The 16,472-nt window shown below is 60.7% G+C and carries 15 protein-coding genes; 12 read left to right on the top strand and 3 right to left on the bottom strand.

Annotated elements, in window-relative coordinates:
- The 3 genes from C9383_RS07535 to C9383_RS07525 all read left to right on the top strand — a co-directional run.
- Positions 1–485: ATP-binding cassette domain-containing protein (locus C9383_RS07535; protein WP_146164707.1), on the top strand; the 485-nt coding region annotated here is incomplete at its 5' end.
- Positions 486–502: 17 nt separating this feature from the next.
- Entirely contained in the window at positions 503–1,468 is a 966-nt protein-coding gene (araH, locus tag C9383_RS07530; protein WP_060756340.1) for an L-arabinose ABC transporter permease AraH, read from the top strand.
- 96 nt (positions 1,469–1,564) lie between these two features.
- Positions 1,565–2,368 carry an IclR family transcriptional regulator gene (locus tag C9383_RS07525; RefSeq protein WP_060756283.1) on the top strand — a complete coding sequence of 268 codons (804 nt, stop codon included), beginning with the start codon at positions 1,565–1,567 and terminating at the stop codon, positions 2,366–2,368.
- On the opposite strand, the gene C9383_RS07520 is transcribed toward C9383_RS07525, so the two are convergent.
- Complete coding sequence (locus C9383_RS07520; RefSeq protein ID WP_090369133.1) at positions 2,369–3,421, bottom strand: NAD(P)-dependent alcohol dehydrogenase; 1,053 nt, start codon at positions 3,419–3,421, stop codon at positions 2,369–2,371.
- 180 nt (positions 3,422–3,601) lie between these two features.
- Between C9383_RS07520 and C9383_RS07515 the strand changes: the two genes are divergently transcribed.
- A complete protein-coding gene (locus tag C9383_RS07515) occupies positions 3,602–4,495 on the top strand; it encodes an AraC family transcriptional regulator (RefSeq protein ID WP_060756281.1) in 894 nt (297 codons plus the stop codon).
- On the opposite strand, the gene C9383_RS07510 is transcribed toward C9383_RS07515, so the two are convergent.
- A complete protein-coding gene (locus C9383_RS07510; protein WP_090369135.1) occupies positions 4,492–5,880 on the bottom strand; it encodes an aminotransferase-like domain-containing protein in 1,389 nt (462 codons plus the stop codon). The two genes, C9383_RS07515 and C9383_RS07510, sit on opposite strands and share 4 nt — an antisense overlap.
- A 350-nt stretch (positions 5,881–6,230) precedes the next feature.
- Here C9383_RS07510 and C9383_RS07505 point away from each other — a divergent pair, with 350 nt between their 5' ends.
- The 5 genes from C9383_RS07505 to glyA all read left to right on the top strand — a co-directional run bounded on the left by C9383_RS07505 (position 6,231) and on the right by glyA (position 11,658).
- Complete coding sequence (locus tag C9383_RS07505; RefSeq protein ID WP_090369137.1) at positions 6,231–7,436, top strand: benzoate/H(+) symporter BenE family transporter; 1,206 nt, start codon at positions 6,231–6,233, stop codon at positions 7,434–7,436.
- Positions 7,433–8,605, top strand: coding sequence for an NAD(P)/FAD-dependent oxidoreductase (locus tag C9383_RS07500; RefSeq protein WP_090369139.1), 1,173 nt, complete (start codon positions 7,433–7,435; stop codon positions 8,603–8,605). Before C9383_RS07505 ends, C9383_RS07500 begins: the two co-directional genes overlap by 4 nt.
- A 29-nt stretch (positions 8,606–8,634) precedes the next feature.
- Positions 8,635–9,066, top strand: a complete 432-nt coding sequence (locus tag C9383_RS07495) for a Rid family detoxifying hydrolase (protein ID WP_090369141.1) — start codon at positions 8,635–8,637, stop codon at positions 9,064–9,066.
- Between the two features lie 88 nt (positions 9,067–9,154).
- Entirely contained in the window at positions 9,155–10,408 is a 1,254-nt protein-coding gene (thrC, locus tag C9383_RS07490) for a threonine synthase (protein WP_090369143.1), read from the top strand.
- Positions 10,409–10,419: 11 nt separating this feature from the next.
- Positions 10,420–11,658 carry a serine hydroxymethyltransferase gene (gene glyA, locus C9383_RS07485; protein WP_090369146.1) on the top strand — a complete coding sequence of 413 codons (1,239 nt, stop codon included), beginning with the start codon at positions 10,420–10,422 and terminating at the stop codon, positions 11,656–11,658.
- Positions 11,659–11,721: 63 nt separating this feature from the next.
- Here the strand turns inward: glyA and C9383_RS07480 are convergent, their stop codons facing one another.
- Positions 11,722–13,386, bottom strand: a complete 1,665-nt coding sequence (locus C9383_RS07480) for an electron transfer flavoprotein-ubiquinone oxidoreductase (protein WP_060756274.1) — start codon at positions 13,384–13,386, stop codon at positions 11,722–11,724.
- Between the two features lie 506 nt (positions 13,387–13,892).
- Here C9383_RS07480 and C9383_RS07475 point away from each other — a divergent pair.
- The 3 genes from C9383_RS07475 to C9383_RS07465 all read left to right on the top strand — a co-directional run bounded on the left by C9383_RS07475 (position 13,893) and on the right by C9383_RS07465 (position 16,463).
- Positions 13,893–14,642: an electron transfer flavoprotein subunit beta/FixA family protein gene (locus C9383_RS07475; RefSeq protein WP_014719538.1), complete on the top strand. Its 750-nt coding sequence runs from the start codon at positions 13,893–13,895 to the stop codon at positions 14,640–14,642.
- Between the two features lie 2 nt (positions 14,643–14,644).
- The gene (locus C9383_RS07470) at positions 14,645–15,574 is read left to right on the top strand and encodes an electron transfer flavoprotein subunit alpha/FixB family protein (RefSeq protein WP_090369147.1); all 930 of its coding nucleotides are present in this window, start codon (positions 14,645–14,647) and stop codon (positions 15,572–15,574) included.
- Positions 15,575–15,647: 73 nt separating this feature from the next.
- Complete coding sequence (locus C9383_RS07465; RefSeq protein ID WP_090372321.1) at positions 15,648–16,463, top strand: substrate-binding periplasmic protein; 816 nt, start codon at positions 15,648–15,650, stop codon at positions 16,461–16,463.
- Positions 16,464–16,472: the final 9 nt, after the last annotated feature.

The following is a 16,472-nucleotide window of genomic DNA, read 5'->3' as shown; positions in this document are numbered from 1 at the left end:
AGAAGGAAGGCATCATCCCGCTGTCCAGCGTGGCCGAGAACATCAACATCAGTGCCCGTGGTGCGCATTCGAGGTTTGGCTGGTTGCTGCGCGAGGGTTGGGAAAAAGGCAACGCCGACCAGCAGATCAAGGCGATGAAGGTCAAGACGCCGAATGCCGAGCAGAAGATCCTGTACCTCTCCGGCGGCAACCAGCAGAAGGCGATCCTGGGCCGCTGGCTGTCGATGCCGATGAAAGTGCTGCTGCTGGATGAGCCCACGCGCGGTATCGATATCGGTGCCAAGTCGGAGATTTACCAGATCATCCATAACCTGGCGGCGAGCGGTATTGCGGTGATCGTGGTGTCCAGCGACTTGATGGAAGTGATGGGCATCAGCGACCGCATCCTGGTGATGAGCGAAGGCGCCCTGACCGGTGCATTGCCCCGCGAGCAGGCGGATGAAGCACGGCTGTTGCAACTGGCTCTCCCGCGCTCGCGGGCTTGAAGAATGCGAGGTGAATGATGTCCGAAGTAAAAACTGCAAAAGGCTTCTGGCCGGGCTTCAACCAGCGCAAGTTCCTCGATGACTGGGTGATGCTGTTGGCGGCGCTGGGCATCTTTGTGCTCAGTGCGCTGTTTATCGACAACTTCCTCTCGCCCCTGAATATGCGTGGCCTGGGCCTGGCGATTTCCACCGTGGGCATTGCGGCGTGCACCATGCTGTTCTGCCTGGCGTCGGGGCACTTCGACTTGTCGGTGGGTTCAGTGATCGCCTGCGCCGGAGTGGTCGCGGCCATCGTCATGCGCGATACCGACAGCGTGATGCTGGGCATCGGCGCGGCCTTGTTGATGGGGCTGATCGTCGGGCTGATCAATGGCATCGTCATTGCCAAGTTGCGCATCAACGCGTTGATCACGACGCTGGCGACCATGCAGATCGTGCGCGGCCTGGCCTACATCTTCTCCAACGGCAAGGCGGTGGGGGTGATGGATGAAGGCTTCTTCGTGTTCGGCAACGGCCAACTGATGGGCGTGCCGGTGCCGATCATCATCACCGTGGTGTGTTTTGTGTTCTTCGGCTGGCTGCTCAACTACACCACTTACGGGCGCAACACCATGGCCATCGGTGGCAACCAGGAAGCGGCCTTGCTGGCCGGGGTGAACGTCGATCGTACCAAGATCATCATCTTTGCCGTGCACGGTCTGATCGGCGCCCTGGCCGGGGTGATCCTGGCGTCGCGCATGACCTCGGGCCAACCGATGATCGGCCAGGGGTTCGAGCTGACGGTGATCTCCGCCTGCGTGCTGGGCGGGGTGTCGTTGAGTGGCGGTATCGGCATGATCCGGCATGTGATTGCCGGGGTGTTGATTCTGGCGATCATCGAGAATGCGATGAACCTGAAAAACATCGACACGTTCTACCAATACGTGATCCGCGGTTCGATCCTGTTGCTGGCGGTGATCATTGACCGCCTGAAACAACGCTGACCTCTTCACTGGATCTGCCACATGGGATCTGCACTGTATTGACGCCCGGTATTTGCCATAATGCCGCTCGTTTTCGTACCACCACATAGGCCCGATATGCAGGAAAACGCCCACACCCCCGTCAAAGACGCCGCCCCCACCGGCACCCAGACCCTGCTGCGTGGCCTGGGCGTGGTGCAGGCGGTGGCGGCCGGTGCGCGCGACTTGAAGGAAATCGCCAAGCGCATTGGCACCACCCGCAGTACCACCCACCGCCTGGCCAGTTGCCTGGTGGAGGAGCGTTACCTGCGCGTGGTGCCGCAAGTCGGTTATCTGCTGGGGCCGAAGTTGATTGAACTGGGGTTTCAGGCCCGCGAAGAGCTGCCGTTGGTGACCCTGGCCGTGCCGTATCTGGACGAGCTGTCGGCCCTGACCGGAGACACCATCCACCTGGCGATTCGTGAATACGACGACGTGCTCTACCTGCATAAGAACCCCGGCCGCAATGGCCCGGAAATGCGCTCGCGGGTCGGCCATCGCATGCCGTTGGCGCGTACCGGTATCGGCAAGGCGCTGCTGTTGGATGACAGCGTAGAAGAGTGGCAGCGCCTGTACGAAGTCAGCTTGCCGGCCAGTGGTAAAAGCCAGGCATGGCCGCAACACCCGGAGCAATCCTGGGCGCAGTTCGAGCAGCGCATGCGGGAATATGTGGTGGGAGGGTATGCGTTCGATCTGGAAGACAACGAACCGTCGATCCGTTGTGTGGCGGCCCCGGTGCGCGACGCCAGCCGGCGAATCGTCGCCGGCATCAGCATCGCCAGTACCGTGCCCTATATGCCGCTGGAAAAAATGGCCGAGCTGATCCCTGTGGTCAAACAGGTCGCAGCCCGGCTGTCGGCGGAGTTGGGCGCGAAAGCCTGATCAGGCTTTCAGGGTCGCCATGTCGATGACAAAGCGGTACTTCACATCACCGGCGATCATGCGGGTGTAAGCCTCGTTGATCTGGCGGATGTCGAGCATTTCGATATCGCACGTGATGTTGTGCTCTGCGCAGAAATCCAGCACTTCCTGGGTTTCGGCAATGCCGCCGATCAACGAACCGGCCAGCACCTTGCGCCCCAGCACCAACTTGGCCGCATTCACCGGCGGGTCTACCGGCTCGATCAGGCCGACCAGGATGTGCACGCCGTCAAAGCGCAGTACGTCCAGGTAGGGGTTCAGGTCGTGCTGCACGGGGATGGTGTCGAGCAGGAAGTCGAAGCTGCCGGCGGCGGCTTTCATCTGCTCGGCATCGGTGGACACGATCACGTGATCGGCGCCCTGGCGACGGCCTTCTTCGGCCTTGCTCGCCGAGCGGGTAAACAGGGTCACTTCAGCGCCCATGGCCTTGGCGAACTTGATGCCCATATGGCCCAGGCCACCCATGCCGAGCACGCCGACCTTATCGCCGGCCTTCACGCCGTAATGCTTGAGCGGCGAGTAGGTGGTGATGCCGGCGCAGAGGATCGGCGCGGCGCTGGCCAGGTCGAGCGTGGCCGGGATCTTCACCACAAAGTGCTCGCTGACCACGATGCTGTCCGAGTAGCCGCCCATGGTGTTGCTGCCGTCTACGCGGTCCGGGGTGGCATAGGTCATGGTCGGACCTTCCAGGCAGTATTGCTCCAGGTCGGATTTGCACGCCTCGCAGTGGCGGCACGAGTCGACCATGCAGCCCACGCCGACCAGGTCGCCGACTTTATGCGCGGTGACGTTGGCGCCGATGGCGGTGACCTTGCCGACGATCTCGTGGCCCGGCATCAGCGGGTACACGGCGATGCCCCATTCGTTGCGGGCCTGGTGGATGTCGGAGTGGCAGACGCCGCAGTAGAGAATCTCGATGGCCACGTCATCGGCGCGCGGGCTGCGGCGCTGGAACGACATGGGGGCGAGGGGAGTGGTGGCCGACTGGGCGGCATAACCGATGGCGGTGTACATGGTGAACCTCGCAAAAGGAATGAACAGGGAGGTGGCGCATTCTGCGCGCCGACCCTGGGAGCGAACATGGCAAATGCTCCGAGTCTCATGCCTATTCGTCCGGGAGTGCCCCCGGTTTGGATTCATTGGCCGCCAGACCTGCGATGATGTTCTCATCCCTTGTTCACGAAGTTTTTTGCCATGTTGTTGACTCGCCATCTCGATGCCAACGCGACGTTGGTTGCCTTGATTGAGGGGCTGGCGCCCCGCGACGGTTTTTCGCCCACTCATTTGCCCGGCGTGCAGCTTCTGCGCGCCAGTTGCGATGTGGCGCGCGGGCCGCAGATCTATGAACCGAGCCTGATGTTCGTCGCCCAAGGCAGCAAGGTCGCCTACCTTGGGCCGCGCACGTTGGAGTACGGCGCCGGGCACTACTTGATCCAGGCGATGCCGGTGCCGTTCGAGTGCGAGACGTTCGCCATGGCTGCGGATGCGCCGCTGCTGGGTGTGACGGTGGGCATTGACCGCGTCGTGCTGGGCGAGTTGGTCATGGCCATGGGCATTCAGGCCGGGCCGCCGCCGACGGCGCAGACGCTGGAGTCGATGAGTTCGGTGGTATTGGATGATGCTATGCGCGGGTGTGTCGAGCGGCTGCTGGAGTGCCTGCACGATCCGCTGGAAAGCCGGATCCTGGGGCCGGCGCGGGTGCGCGAGTTATTGTTCACTGCGTTGCGTGGGCCGCAGGCCGATGTACTGCGCGCACTGGTGGAACAGCAGGGGCAGTTTTCACGGATTGCCACCTCGCTCAATCACCTGCATGCCCATTACGCCGAGCCGCTGAATATCGAGACCCTGGCGGGCTATGCGCACATGAGTGCGTCGACGTTTCATGAGCACTTCAAGCGCTGCACCTTGTTGTCGCCGGTGCAGTATCTGAAACGTCTGCGTTTGCTCAAGGCCCAGCAGTTACTGCTGGTGGAAGGCATGGGCGTGGCGCAGGCGGCGCACAGTGTGGGGTACCAGAGCACGTCGCAGTTCAGCCGCGAATACAAACGCTACTTTTTGCGCAATCCGGGCGAAGAGCGAGCGGCCTAGTAATAACGTCGCGGGTCGGACTCGATCAGGCTGGCCAATTTGGTCAGGGCAAAGCGCAGTTCGTCCTGGCTGGTGGGTGACATCAGCACCAGTCGCACGCTGCGCGTGACCCCGGAACGTTCGGCCTGGAACTGCGTACCACTGAGTACCAGCACGCCATTGGCGCGCGCCAGCATGGTGAATTCGTCGCTGGTCCAAGGCTCCGGCAGTGTCAGCCAGACATGGTAGGAGTACGGCTGGGTCTTGAGTTCGAAGTTGGCGAAGATCTCCTGGGCAATCGCCTGCCTGCCGGCGGCTTCGTTGCGCTGGATGCGCATCAGTTTTTTGTCCAGGCCTTCGGTGATGACATTGCTGGCCAGTTGCGCGGTCAGCGGCGATGGCATCCATACGCTGCTGCGCACCATCGATGTGAGGCGTGAGAGTAGTTTTGGCGGGCTATAGAGATAGCCGATGCGCAGCGCGGGCATCACCGACTTCGACAGGCTGGTGAGGTATACCGAGCGATCCGGGGCAAACGCCGACAGGGGTTTGATTGACGGGTCGGTGGCGAGGAAACCATAGATGTCATCGTCGAGAATGATGAAGTCGAACTCCTCCGCCAGCGCCGCGATTTGTGCCCGGCGTCGTTGCGACATGATCGCCGCCGTCGGGTTCTGACAGGTCGCCACGCACACCAGCATGGCGGGTTTTTCGCGCTGGCACAGCTCGCGCAACGCCTCGGGAATGATCCCTTCATCGTCCATCGGCACGCCACGCAGGCGGCGTTCAAGGCCGTGCGCCAGGGAAATGATGCCGGGATAGCAGAGTTCTTCGCACAGCACCAAGTCGCCGGCGTTGGTCAGGGCACTCATTGCGACCATCAAGCCGTGCTGGGCGCCGGCGGTGATGATCACCTGCTGCCATTGTGCGTCGGGCAACGAATGTCGCAGCCACTGCGCCCCCGCCTCACGGTGTGCCGGGTGCCCACCGTCTGGCGCGTAATCCAGGGCTCGGGCGAAATCGGTGCTCTTGGCCAAACCTACAAGTGCGTCGCGCAGCCAGTATTCCAGGGTTTCGCTGGAGGGCTTGATGATCGAAAGATCGAGCAGTTCGGACTGACCCAGGTTCAGTGTTGCGGCGCTGTTACTGGCGGGCAGCTCCAGCTGTTTTTGATTGAGCACATACGTGCCGCGCCCCACTTCCCCCTGCACCAGCTTACGCCGATGGGCTTCGCTATAGGCCCGGCTGATGGTGCCCGGTGTGACATTCAGCGTCGTGGCCAGCTCCCGCAAGGTCGGAAGACGGTCACCCTCGCTCAACACGCCGTTATTGATATCGCGCGCCAACGCATCGGCAATCGACAAATACATCGGCTGGTTGAACTCGCTTAGCTGGGGAACCCACATGAATGATCACTGCCCATCGTAGAAATGATGAATATCCGAGCATATCACATGGAGGTTAGACAACTGATAAATCGAGCTAATCTGGCAATTGAGTCGATTGATGTAGTGATTGAGTCGAAGAGAATTAAGCGATGATGATATTTTTTAAAAGAAAAATAACTAATTAAATCAATTAATTAATTGGTTTATAGGGCGAAAATCAAGACCGCTGGCAAAAAAACATCTCGTAACAACCTCGCTGCCTATTGAATCAATTCAATTCATTCAAATACACTCGTCTCGAATCGAATCAATCGACTCAATCAATCCACTGGTCACTGCGCGACTCCGCCGCGCCAAGTCGAGACATCATGGACACACTCAGAAAGGATCTATCCCTGTCAGCCGTCATCGCGGGCTTTATCGCCGTGATCATTTCGTATGCCGGCCCCTTGATCATCGTGTTTCAGGCGGCCAAGGAAGCGCACCTGCCCAATGACGTGGTGTCTTCATGGATCTGGGCGATTTCCATCGGTAGCGGCATCACCGGTCTGTTCCTGAGCTGGCGCCTGCGGGTACCGGTCATTACTGCATGGTCAACACCGGGGGCGGCGCTGCTGGTGTCGATGCTGCCCACTGTGACCCTGCCGCAGGCTATCGGTGCGTACGTGGTGGCGTCGGTGATCATTGCGCTCGTCGGTTTGTCCGGCGCGTTCGACAAGCTGATGAGTCGCCTGCCCAAAGCGATCGCCGCCGCCATGCTGGCGGGCATTCTGTTTCGCTTTGGCGCTGAACTGTTTACCTCGATCAAGCTGCAGCCGGCGCTGGTGCTGTCGATGATCGCGGCCTACTTGATGTTCAAACGCTTTTCGCCGCGCTACGCCATTCTGTCGGTGTTGATTATCGGGTGTGCCGTAGCCGCCTCGTTTGGCGAGCTCAACAGCGGTGCAATCACCATCGCCGTGGCACATCCGGTGTTTATTGCGCCGGAGTGGAACTGGCACGCGATCATCAACATCGGCCTGCCGCTGGCGCTGGTGACACTGACCGGCCAATACGTGCCGGGCATGGCCGTGTTGCGCACTTCGGGCTACAACACCCCGGCGCGTTCGATCATCTCGGTCACGGCCATCGGTTCGGTCCTGATGGCACCGTTCGGCTCCCACGGCTTCAATCTCGCGGCGATTACCGCCGCCATCTGCACCGGCCGCGAAGCCCATGAAAACCGCGATAAACGCTACATCGCGGGGATCGCATGCGGGGTGTTCTACATCCTGATGGGGACCTTTGGTGCGACCCTGGCCTCGGTGTTTTCCGCACTGCCCAAAGAGTTGATTGCGTCGCTGGCCGGCCTGGCGCTGTTCGGTGCAATCAGTGCCGGGCTCACCGGTGCCATGGCGGACGAGAAACAACGGGAGGCGGCATTGATTACCTTCCTGGTGACGGCGTCGGGCATGAGTTTCCTCGGTCTGGCCGCAGCGTTCTGGGGCCTGATTTTTGGCTTGGTGGCGCACTTCGTGCTGACGTACACCCGGGAAAGCAAAGCTGCCGCATTGGCCGAGGGCAGCCGACCATGAGCGCCTGTTATGACTTTATTGTGGTGGGCGGTGGCATCGCCGGTGTGTCTGCGGCGTATGAGCTGGCGGCCCATGGCAGTGTCTGCCTGCTCGAGCGCGAACAGCAGTTGGCCTATCACACCACCGGCCGCTCGGCGGCCATTTCCATGGAAAGCTATGGCAACCAGCAGATCCGCTCGCTGACCTGTGCTTCCCGGCGTTTTTTCGAGAGCCCGCCCGAAGGCCTGGCCGAACACCCGTTATGGTCGCCACGCGGCGCGTTGATCGTGGCGCAGGCCACGCGAGTGGAGGCACTGACGGCGCGTTTGCGTGCCGTGCTCGAGCAGGTTCCGAGCGCCAGGCTCCTTGACGATAAGCAGGTGCTGGAGCTGGCGCCGTACCTGGCCGAAGGCGTCTGGAGCGCGGGTATCTACGAACCCAGCGCTTTCGATCTGGATGTGCATGGCATTCACGGCGCCTACCTCGGTGGCTTTCGGGCTCGCGGCGGTGTGATCAAGCGTGAGGCCGAGATGGTGCGCGGCGAACATCGTAACGGTCATTGGGCCCTGCATACCGCTGACGGCCAACGGTTGGAAGCGGCCGTCGTGGTCAACGCCGCCGGCGCCTGGGCGGATGAGCTCGCCGAGCGCTGCGGTATGGAAAAGGTCGGTGTGCGGCCGCTGCGTCGCACGGTGCTGGCCGTTGACCCGCACTGTGACGTGCACCACACGCCTTACCTGGGCACCATTGACGAAGATATTTTCATCAAGCCCGAAGCCGGGCGTCTGATCGTTTCGCCCTGTGATGAAAGCCCCTCGCTGCCTTGCGATGCGTTGCCGGAAGAACTGGATCTGGCCATCACGATGGACCGCCTGCAAAGCACGACGCGTTTGCGTCCACGCTCGATCATCAACAAGTGGGCGGGCCTGCGCACTTTTGTCGCTGACCGCTCCCCGGTACTCGGCCAAGACCCGCAGCAAGAAAGCTTTATCTGGCTGGCCGCCCTGGGTGGCTACGGCATTCAGGCTGCGCCGGCCATTGCCCGGTTGTGCAGCCACGCAGCGCTGGGCATCGCCATGCCGGCGGACCTCGCGGCGCTGAAACTCAACTACCAGCATTTTTCCCCGTCTCGCTGCCGTGACGAGGATTTTTCAGGCCTGGCCGTCACACAGGTTGCCGATTTGCACTAACCCCAACCCGCTTAACAAGGAACGTCACCATGCAGACAAATGCTCAGCTCCAGCCTGTCGCCAAGCCTTTCCTGGGCGAAGACAACGTGATTTTCACTGACAAGGCGCCGCTGCCACTGGGGACGTATTCCCAGGGTATCAAGGTCAGTCAAGGGCAAACCATTTACCTCTCGGCGCAGACCCCGGTCTCGGCGTTGAACAATGAGGTGCTGGCCAAGGACTTCGAAGGCCAGTTGCGCCAGACCCTGGACAACTTGCAGCAAATGGCCGAAGCGGCGGGTGGCACCTTGGCGAATGTGGTCAAGGTCACGGCGTTCATCACTGACCTGAGCGAATTTCCGACGCTCAACCGGGTGATGGAGGAGTACTTCACCAAACCCTACCCAGCCCGTACGACCGCCGGCGCCAGTGCCCTGGCACGCAACACCCTGGTTGCCATCGACGCGATCATGGTGGTCTGAAACACCTTGCGTCCGTGAAGTGCCCGCCGGCCCAAAGGGGCCGGCTTCGGCGGGAAGCACCCGCACGTCATACTTTCAGGAGGGGGCTATGAATCATTCGTGTAGAGAGTATGTGTTGCAGTGCCTGGTGTGTGATCGCAGCTACCAGCCGCATGAGGTCAGCTATTACTGCCCTCATTGCAAGACTGAAGGGGCGCTCGATGCGCTTTACGACTACCCGACGCTCAAACGCGAATGGTCCAGGGGCCGTCTGGCCCACGATCATGCCCGTGGCATGTGGCGCTATGACCGGTTGATGCCGTTGAGTTCGACGCAATTCATTCCGCCGTTACTGGTGGGGAACACGCCGCTGTATTCGCGCCCGGAACTGCTCGGCAAGGGGTCGCGGATCAAAGTCTTTATCAAGGATGAATCCCGCCAGCCCACCGGGTCGCTGAAGGATCGCGCCAGTGCCCTGGCTGTGGCCCACGCCATGCAATCCGGCGCACGCACCATCGCGGTGGCAAGCACCGGCAACGCCGCTTCGGCCCTGGCCGGAATGAGCGCCAGCCTGGGCCTGCGCAATGTGATTTACCTGCCCAAGACTGCACCCCGGGAAAAGCTCGCGCAGATGCAAGGCTACGGCGCCGAGATTGTGCTGGTGGACGGCCAATACGACGAAGCCTTCGAACAATGCCTTGACGCCTGCGAAACCCACGGCTGGTACAACCGCACCACCGGAATCAATTCGTACATGAGCGAAGGCAAGAAAACCGTAGCGTTCGAGCTGTGCGAACAGCTCAACTGGCAAGTCCCGGACCTGGTGTTCGTGCCGGTGGGTAATGGCTGCATTCTCGGCTCGGTCTACAAGGGGTTTTTCGACTTGCTGCAGTTGGGCTGGATTGAGCGTATTCCACGCCTGATCGGCGTGCAGGCCGAGCACAGTAATTTCATGTACCGCGCCTGGCGCAGTGGCCAGCCCATGCAGCAGGTAGAACGCATTCCCCCCACCAGCCTGGCCAGCAGCATCAACGTAGCCCTGCCGCGCGACCGTCTCAAAGCCCTGCGTGCGGTAACCGCCAGCGAGGGTGAGTTCATTTGCGTCAGTGACCCGAGCATTGTCGCCGCCGCTTCCCGGCTAGCCGCCACTACCGGGGTGTTTCCCGAAGCGGGCGCCGCCAGCGCGTTCGCCGGGTTGCTCAAATATGCCGAGGAGAATCCCGGCACTGCACAAACTGCCGTGATCCTGATCACCGGCAGCGGCTTGAAAGACACTTCCATTTTTCTATCCGACTCGGCCAGAACCCCGTCACGGGCGCAGTCGCATTCCGTACCTGCGGCACTGGCCGACGAGTTCACCTGAGGAATCACAGCATGAGCCTGCAAAATTTTGACCCCGCCGTAGCCCGCCTGATTGAGCGTGAGCGCAACCGTCAGGAAACCCACCTGGAATTGATTGCGTCAGAAAACTACGTCAGCGACGAAGTGCTCCAGGCCCAGGGCTCGGTGCTCACCAATAAATATGCCGAGGGCTACCCGGGCAGGCGTTATTACGGCGGATGCGGCGTTGTCGACGAGATCGAAAACCTGGCCATAGAGCGCGCCCGCAAACTGTTCAATTGCGAGTACGTCAACGTCCAGCCGCACTCCGGGTCCCAGGCGAACCAGGCCGTGTTTCTGGCGGTGCTTGAACCGGGCGACGCTATCCTGGGGATGTCCCTGGCCCATGGCGGTCACTTGACGCACGGCGCCTCGGTGAATTTTTCGGGCAAGTTCTACCGGGCGTTTTCCTACGGCCTGGAGCGTGAAACCGAGACTCTCGACTACGCCGAGATGGAAGCGCTGGCCCGAGAACACAAACCGAAGTTGATCATCGCCGGGGCTTCTGCCTATTCGCGAACCATCGATTTCCAGCGTTTTCGCAAGATCTGCGACGAAGTCGGCGCCTACTTGATGGTGGATATGGCGCACTACGCCGGGTTGATTGCGGCAGGGGTGTACCCATCGCCCGTCGGTATCGCCGATTTCATCACCTCCACCACCCACAAGACCTTGCGTGGTCCGCGCGGCGGCTTGATCCTGGCCAAGGCGCAATACGCGGCGCTGCTCGACAAGACCATTTTTCCCGTTTATCAGGGCGGGCCGCTGATGCATGTCATCGCCGCCAAAGCCGTGGCGTTCAATGAGGCGTTGAGCGATGGGTTCAGGCACTACCAGCAACGGGTGATCGACAACGCCCGCACCATGGCCGGCATTCTCACGCGCCGTGGTTTGCGCGTGGTGTCCGGTGGCACCGATTGCCATATGTTCCTGCTCGATCTGCGCTCGATGAACATCACCGGCAAAGATGCCGAGGCGTTGCTGGAGAGCGCCCACATCACACTGAACAAGAATGCAATCCCTGATGACCCGCAGAAACCGGCGGTCACCAGCGGCATTCGCATCGGCACGCCGGCGCTGACCACTCGTGGTTTTGGCGAAGCGGAGTGCGCCGAAGTGGCGAACCTTATCGCTGACTTGCTGGAGCAGCCCAATAACGCGGCGCTGCTGGATAAGACTCGGCGCCGGGTGATGCATTTGTGTGAATGTTTTCCGGTGTATCTGTTGCGCTGATACTTTGTTGCGCTGATAAAAAAAGCCAACGCCGAAGGGCGTTGGCTTTTTTATGCGGCTGGCTTACATATTCGGGTAAGTCGGCCCACCCGCGCCTTCCGGCGTTACCCATGTGATGTTCTGCGAAGGGTCCTTGATGTCACAGGTCTTGCAGTGCACGCAGTTCTGGGCGTTGATCTGGAAGCGCTTCTCGCCGTCTTCCTGGGTGATCACTTCATACACGCCTGCCGGGCAGTAGCGCTGCGCCGGTTCATCGTAGAGCGGCAGGTTGGTGCCGATCGGGATGCTCGGGTCCTTGAGCTTCAAGTGGCACGGTTGCTCTTCTTCGTGGTTGGTACCGGAGATGAACACCGAGCTCAGCTTGTCGAAGCTCAGTTTGCCGTCCGGTTTCGGGTAGTCGATCTTCTTGCTGTCCTTGGCGAGCTTCAGGCAGGCGTAGTCCGGCTTGGTGTCGTGCAGGGTGAACGGCATTTTGCCGCCGAGGATATTCTGGTCGAACCAGTTGAAGCCGGCACCGAGGATCGGGCCGAACTTGTGCATCGCCGGGCCGAAATTGCGGCTGGCGAACAATTCTTCGTAGAGCCAGCTGGACTTGAAGCTGTCGACGTAAGCGGTCAGTTCATCGCCGCCTTCGGATTCGGCGAACAGACGGTCGGCCACGGCGTCGGCGGCGAGCATGCCGGACTTCATCGCGGTGTGGCTGCCTTTGATCTTGGCGAAGTTCAGGGTGCCGAGGTCGCAACCGATCAGCGCGCCACCTTTGAAGACCATCTTCGGCAGCGAGTTCAGGCCGCCTTTGCAGATGGCACGGGCGCCGTAGCTGATGCGCTTGCCGCCTTCGAGGTACTGGGCCAGCACCGGGTGGTGCTTGAGGCGCTGGAATTCATCGAAGGGCGACAGGAAGGTGTTGCTGTAGGACAGGTCGACAATAAGGCCGACAACCACCTGGTTGTTCTCCAGGTGATAGAGGAACGAGCCGCCAGTGTTTTCGGCGCTCATGATGTCCAGCGGCCAACCGGCGGTGTGCACCACCAGGCCAGGTTGATGCTTGGCTGGGTCGATTTCCCAGATTTCCTTCAGGCCGATGCCGTAGTGCTGCGCGTCGGCATCGCTGTCCAGGTTGAAGCGCTTGATCAGTTGCTTGCCGATGTGGCCACGGCAACCCTCGGCGAACAGCGTGTACTTGCCGCGCAGTTCCATGCCTGGGGTGTACACGCCTTCTTTCGGATGGCCTTCGCGGTCGACGCCGAGGTCGCCGGTGATGATCCCGCGGACCACGCCATTTTCGTCGAACAGCGCTTCCTGGGCGGCGAAGCCTGGGTAGACTTCAACGCCCAGGTTCTCGGCCTGCTGGGCCAGCCATCGGCACAGGTTGCCCAGGGAGATGATGTAGTTGCCTTCGTTGTGCATGGTCTTGGGCACAAAGAAGTCGGGCACCTTGGTGGAGGTTTCGGGGCTGCGCAGTACATAGATGTCATCGCGCACCACGGGGGTGTTGAGCGGGGCACCGAGTTCCTTCCAGTCCGGGAACAGTTCGTTCAGGGCACGTGGTTCGAACACGGCACCGGAGAGGATGTGGGCGCCGACTTCGGAGCCTTTCTCGACCACGCAGACGCTGATTTCTTTACCGGCTTCGGTGGCCTTCTGCTTCAGTCGGCAGGCGGCAGACAGGCCCGCCGGGCCGGCGCCGACGATGACCACGTCGAATTCCATGTATTCGCGTTCCACAGGCTATCTCCTACTCAAGGCTCAACAGGCTTTTTTTTCTAATGGGTGGAGGTTTCGGTGACGTCTGGCGCCTAGGCCTGACCCACCTTGCTCTCTAGGTGGCGCATTATATATAGACCACTGTCAGCGTCCAATACAAACGTTTGTTTGAATTGCTTGGAAGCTAGGTAAATCAAAGCAACGCGGCTTATGACAGGCTATTTTGGCGTATTGACCAGAATAGGCGTTCCGGTCAATATACGGTCGGTTTTGCGCTTACCGTAGGCAGACTGCAGGTTTCAAGAGCACGTCCAAAGGCAGGAAAGGTGAAGCGTGCCTCAGCGATGGCGCGCAGTTTACACGCTGCGATAAAGAATGACCTCCCGGTCACCACTGACGAACGGTCATCGCTATCCCATTGTCGTGCCATCTCTGCCGTCTTTGGAGGTGCCCTTGTGTGCCGATGAGCATCAACCGCCAGGTTCGCCTAGGCGACTTTCTTTTCACCGGAGAGTAACGAGGAATCCATGAAGGTTCTTGTAGCTGTCAAACGCGTTGTCGATTACAACGTGAAAGTTCGCGTCAAGGCGGACAATTCCGGCGTCGACCTCGCTAACGTCAAAATGTCGATGAACCCTTTCTGCGAAATCGCCGTGGAAGAAGCCGTGCGCCTGAAAGAGAAAGGCGTGGCGACTGAAATCGTGGTGGTTTCCATCGGCCCGACCACTGCTCAAGAGCAGTTGCGTACCGCCCTGGCACTGGGCGCCGACCGCGCCATCCTGGTCGAGTCCGCTGAAGAGCTGACTTCCCTGGCCGTTGCCAAGTTGCTCAAAGCCGTTGTCGACAAGGAACAGCCTCAGCTGGTGATCCTTGGCAAACAGGCCATCGACAGCGACAACAACCAGACTGGCCAGATGCTGGCTGCACTGACCGGTTACGGCCAGGGCACCTTCGCCTCCAAAGTCGAAGTGAGCGGCGACAGCGTAGCGGTCACCCGTGAAATCGACGGCGGTGCACAGACGGTTTCCCTGAAACTGCCGGCCATCGTCACCACCGACCTGCGTTTGAACGAGCCGCGCTACGCGTCGCTGCCAAACATCATGAAAGCCAAGAAGAAGCCGCTTGAAACGCTGACTCCGGATGCTTTGGGCGTTTCCACCGCCTCCACCAACAAGACTGTCAAAGTCGAAGCACCGGCTGCACGCAGCGCGGGCATCAAGGTCAAGTCGGTGGCTGAACTGGTCGAGAAACTGAAAAACGAAGCGAAGGTAATCTAATCATGACTATCTTGGTAATCGCTGAACACGACAACAAAGTGCTGGCCCCGGCCACTCTGAACACCGTGGCTGCCGCTGCGAAAATCGGTGGTGATATCCACGTACTGGTTGCAGGCCAGGGCGCTGGTGCCGTAGCTGAAGCCGCCGCGAAAATCGCGGGCGTGAGCAAAGTCCTGAACGCTGACAATGCCGCCTACGCGCATCAGCTGCCGGAAAACGTTGCTCCGCTGGTTGCAGAACTGGGCAAGGGCTACAGCCACATCCTGGCTGCCGCGACCTCCAACGGCAAAAACATCCTGCCACGCGTTGCCGCGCAGCTGGACGTTGACCAGATCTCCGAGATCATCTCGGTAGAAAGCGCTGACACTTTCAAGCGCCCGATCTACGCCGGTAACGCTATCGCGACCGTACAGTCCAACGCCTCGGTCAAGGTCATCACCGTGCGTGCCACCGGTTTCGACCCGGTTGCCGCAGAAGGGGGCTCGGCTGCCATTGAAGCCGTTGCCGCTGCCCACGACGCCGGTACTTCCAGCTTTGTTGGCGAAGAGCTGGCCAAGTCGGACCGTCCTGAGCTGACCGCTGCCAAGATCGTCGTTTCGGGCGGCCGTGGCATGCAGAACGGTGACAACTTCAAGCACCTGTACGCCCTGGCCGACAAGCTGGGCGCGGCGGTCGGCGCTTCCCGCGCTGCCGTCGACGCAGGTTTCGTACCCAACGACATGCAGGTCGGCCAGACCGGCAAGATCGTTGCGCCGCAGCTGTACATCGCCGTCGGTATCTCCGGTGCGATCCAGCACTTGGCGGGTATGAAAGACTCCAAAGTGATCGTTGCGATCAACAAGGACGAAGAAGCCCCGATCTTCCAGGTGGCTGATTACGGCCTGGTGGCGGACTTGTTCGAAGCAGTGCCTGAGCTGGAGAAGCTGGTCTAATCCAGCGGCTTCACTTATAAAGAGCCCGGTCCTTGTGACCGGGCTTTTTTTTGACTATTCGGAGAGCTTCGCCATGCAACTGCGCCCCTGGGTGGTACTGCTGGGCCTCACGCTGCTGCCAAGCCTGGCGCTGGCCGCCGGCAAGTGTGAGCGCCTGGTGATTACCGGCAGCCCGGACGCACCGCCCTTGTTGTGGCGCGATCCCCAGGACCCGACGCATCTGATCGGCGCCACCGCCGACGTGCTGCAACAAGTCGGCAAGGACCTTGGCCTGAAAATCGACCTGCTCTACGGCGGCAAACGCTCCCTGGCCCTGGATGAGGTGCGCAGCGGGCGCATGGACCTGCTTGCCGATGCGCCGCTGAACCTGGGTCAGTTGGAAACTCTTGATTATATCCACCCGGCGTTGGTGCAGATCGATTACCTGGTCTGGACCCGCAAGGACTCGCCCCTGGTCTACACCACGGCCGCCGACCTGCACGGCCATAAAGGCGCGGTGTCGGAACGTGCCCGCCTGAGTGCAGGCCTGGAAACGTTCGCGGGCCAGCAGTTGAACCTGCAACGCTTGCCCAGCCTGACGCCGGCCTTCCAGAAATTGCTGCTCGGGGAAGTAGACTACGTCATTGCAGGGCGCTATTCCGGGATGGCCATGGCCCAGAGTCTGGGCATGAGCAACGATCTGGTGGCGCGCGAAACCCCGGTCGACCAGCCCGGATTGTACTTGGCGGTTTCCCACAACTCGGCCTGCAATGATCCGTGGCTGCGCGGACAGCTGGCCAAAAAGATGACAGAATTGCCCACGTCCGACGTCGCGCACACCGCGCTGCAGCGCAATCTTGAGCGCTGGAAAGCGCAACTGCAGCAACCCGTCGGCACCTCAGCAAAGTAAGGATTTACC

The organism is Pseudomonas palleroniana, assembly GCF_003031675.1.
In the GTDB taxonomy this organism is placed as follows: domain Bacteria; phylum Pseudomonadota; class Gammaproteobacteria; order Pseudomonadales; family Pseudomonadaceae; genus Aquipseudomonas; species Aquipseudomonas palleroniana.
This window is presented reverse-complemented; position numbering and strand designations above follow the sequence as displayed.

What these genes read in the sequence shown, in the direction of transcription:
- araH (WP_060756340.1), top strand. Translation starts at nt 503, where the DNA reads ATGTCCGAAGTAAAAACTGCAAAAGGCTTCTGGCCGGGCTTCAACCAG.
- C9383_RS07525 (WP_060756283.1), top strand. Translation starts at nt 1,565, where the DNA reads ATGCAGGAAAACGCCCACACCCCCGTCAAAGACGCCGCCCCCACCGGC.
- C9383_RS07520 (WP_090369133.1), bottom strand. Translation starts at nt 3,421, where the DNA reads ATGTACACCGCCATCGGTTATGCCGCCCAGTCGGCCACCACTCCCCTC.
- C9383_RS07515 (WP_060756281.1), top strand. Translation starts at nt 3,602, where the DNA reads ATGTTGTTGACTCGCCATCTCGATGCCAACGCGACGTTGGTTGCCTTG.
- C9383_RS07510 (WP_090369135.1), bottom strand. Translation starts at nt 5,880, where the DNA reads ATGTGGGTTCCCCAGCTAAGCGAGTTCAACCAGCCGATGTATTTGTCG.
- C9383_RS07505 (WP_090369137.1), top strand. Translation starts at nt 6,231, where the DNA reads ATGGACACACTCAGAAAGGATCTATCCCTGTCAGCCGTCATCGCGGGC.
- C9383_RS07500 (WP_090369139.1), top strand. Translation starts at nt 7,433, where the DNA reads ATGAGCGCCTGTTATGACTTTATTGTGGTGGGCGGTGGCATCGCCGGT.
- C9383_RS07495 (WP_090369141.1), top strand. Translation starts at nt 8,635, where the DNA reads ATGCAGACAAATGCTCAGCTCCAGCCTGTCGCCAAGCCTTTCCTGGGC.
- thrC (WP_090369143.1), top strand. Translation starts at nt 9,155, where the DNA reads ATGAATCATTCGTGTAGAGAGTATGTGTTGCAGTGCCTGGTGTGTGAT.
- glyA (WP_090369146.1), top strand. Translation starts at nt 10,420, where the DNA reads ATGAGCCTGCAAAATTTTGACCCCGCCGTAGCCCGCCTGATTGAGCGT.
- C9383_RS07475 (WP_014719538.1), top strand. Translation starts at nt 13,893, where the DNA reads ATGAAGGTTCTTGTAGCTGTCAAACGCGTTGTCGATTACAACGTGAAA.
- C9383_RS07470 (WP_090369147.1), top strand. Translation starts at nt 14,645, where the DNA reads ATGACTATCTTGGTAATCGCTGAACACGACAACAAAGTGCTGGCCCCG.
- C9383_RS07465 (WP_090372321.1), top strand. Translation starts at nt 15,648, where the DNA reads ATGCAACTGCGCCCCTGGGTGGTACTGCTGGGCCTCACGCTGCTGCCA.